This is a genomic window from Corynebacterium sp. MSK195 (genome assembly GCF_030228885.1).
In the GTDB taxonomy this organism is placed as follows: domain Bacteria; phylum Actinomycetota; class Actinomycetes; order Mycobacteriales; family Mycobacteriaceae; genus Corynebacterium.
Genome location: NZ_JASPGT010000030.1, coordinates 1 through 2,358, shown reverse-complemented (window position 1 = coordinate 2,358; position 2,358 = coordinate 1). Strand labels below are relative to the sequence as shown.

Here is a 2,358-nt window from a genome sequence, read left to right as displayed (position 1 = left end):
GCTAAGCCTGCACACGCTGATGGTACTGCAACCGGGAGGTTGTGGGAGAGTAAGTCACCGCCGACACCAAACAACAACAAACAACTTCATATTGGAACAACAAGAAGGAGACGGCAAACCACCGCCTCCTTCTTTTTCACGTTTTGCTATTCTCCTCACCATGGACCAAAAGCAAATTTCTTATGTGGCGGACCAGGTCGAGCAAGGAATTCTTGGACTCGAAGGCGTCGATAAGCTCCTGGCTTATTTGGATAGCTTGCATCCGGATGATTTGGTCGGCGTGGATTTCCTCGTTGACCGCATGTTTGAGGAGGAGCGTAACCAAATCTGGGAGCTCACGGAAACGCTTAAGGAGTTTCTCGCGGATCTAAAGGAATGCCAGAAGTAGTGCAGACGCTTGACGAAGCAACCAACACCCTTGTAAACCCCTCCGGTTTGAATCTGACTGACCCTGACGATTCACGGGCGTACGCCGACCAGGTGTGGCAGGCCGGTGTGCTTTTGAATGTGGCAATTGATGAGCCTCAACACCTGACCAGCCAAGGCGTCAAGTCAATAGAGCCTTACGATGTCTTCCCGGTCGCGCAACGGGCGCTAGAAGAGGTTCTGCTACAGTTGCCGCTGGCTAATGATCCATTTGGGTCCGTGATCTGGAGCGCGGAACGCTTGGCCCAGGAACTACCTCAGGCCGCCCGATTGGCCCAGGTCGACGGGCTGCGCTTAGTCGAGTGGCTTTTGGGCGTTCTTGAATCGCCGTATGCGGAGCAGGTTGATATCGACCCCGTACAGTACGCGGAGGCTTTAGGACCTGCAGGCCTCAAAGAGCTGCGCGAGCGTGCGCAGGGTGAGTATGTGGGTCGTCGGTTAGGAGTGCTTTCCGGTTCTGTCGAGGAGGTATTTCGTACCCACACGGACGGATACGAGCAGCTCATTAGCGGGCTTTCGGAGATCGGCCGGTTCGACCTTGCTTACACGTACTCGGAAGAAGCGATGCGAATCCTCCCCGCTGAGGAAACGTTCAATATTGCTGGTGGTTGGGCCGCGATTACCGACGTCCACTTTCCTCACCGCAGCCCTTACGTCAATGAGCGAGTTTTCGACGCGTTTCCACGGCTTTCGACAGCGAAAGGTCTTTTTGCGGCGGTGGGGGATAGCGTAGTGGAGCACATCGAGGCTCGGCTGTGCGATAAGCCCTGGGATCTTGCAATGTTTCAGTATCAGTGCCTACGCGATCCGCAACGAGCATGGGCGACAGCCTCGGACGCTGGGCTCCAACGCAATGTGGCAGAACAACTTCTTCCGTACCTACCGGACGAGACCATTCCCGTTCTTCTGCAACTTATAGAGGATAAGCTGGAAACAAAAAATGCCTATGGTCGCGACCAAGCGTATGGGTTGCTCGGGAAAGTTCAGAAGGTAGCTGACCTGGCTTCATTTGAGGACTTCTTAGGTCGCCTACAGCGAAAGTTTGCTGACTGCCCTGAAATTCGCAACCAGCTTGCCGACGCCGCCCAACCCTAAACCTTTGCTTTTACCCCCGTTGCTGGTCGTGGCGCGACTCTCGGGATCCCTGCGGATTTAGGGGAGCCTATTCGAACATAAACACCCCCACAGGGGACACATGTCCACCAGCCGGGATACTATAAAGGCACTCGTTAGAAAACACATACGAACTTTGTTCTTCTCTGCTGGAGTGCCCCGCCCCATGACTGCCACACTCACCCGACCCGAACCAGATACAACCCTCGACTACCCAGACACCCTCCTCATAGGTGACCACCCCGACATCGATCACCTAGACGATGGTGATGTGCCGGAAGCGTTCTACACCACCAACGCACCCGGCAACCACATCGGCAAAGCCGGCACCTACACACGCAAAACCTCCTGGTTCCTCTACCGCGCCATCCTCCCCCAACTAGACGACGACGTCGACCTGAGCCTCACCAGCCTCGCCAAAGACCTCGGCATCTCCTACAACAAACTCCTAGGCTTCCTGCGCGCCCACTTCCGCATGCGCCAACTACCCCTAGTCACCGAAGTCCAAGGCCAGCACTGGATACTCGACCTGATCAAACTGCGCATCATCGATCGCGAACTCAACAGGCTTGAAGATAACCCAGAGCATCTTGAAGCCATCGACGCCGCACTCGCAGACTTCCTCACCCCCACCACACCCAACCAAACAGTCCCCACCGACGCGGATCTGCGCCGCTTCATCCGCACCTTCATCGACACCCACCTGCGCCCCGAAGACAAAGAACAACAACCCGAACCGCGTCTGCGCATCAACTACAACCCGGATAACACCACCACACTATCTTTGACCTGCGATAGTGCCACCGCCACCATCATCGC

At 55.8% G+C, this 2,358-nt stretch carries 2 protein-coding genes and 1 pseudogene; all 3 read left to right on the top strand.

Annotated features, from left to right (window positions below; translation table 11 throughout):
* Window positions 1-160 precede the first annotated feature (160 nt).
* Complete coding sequence (locus QP909_RS11610; protein WP_239279157.1) at window positions 161-388, top strand: tRNA 2-thiouridine-synthesizing protein; 228 nt, start codon at window positions 161-163, stop codon at window positions 386-388.
* Window positions 388-1,521, top strand: a complete 1,134-nt coding sequence (locus tag QP909_RS11605; protein WP_284767314.1) for a hypothetical protein — start codon at window positions 388-390, stop codon at window positions 1,519-1,521. Before QP909_RS11610 ends, QP909_RS11605 begins: the two co-directional genes overlap by 1 nt.
* Before the next feature lie 184 nt (window positions 1,522-1,705).
* Window positions 1,706-2,358, top strand: a pseudogene (locus tag QP909_RS11600) (HNH endonuclease signature motif containing protein); the annotation flags it as partial.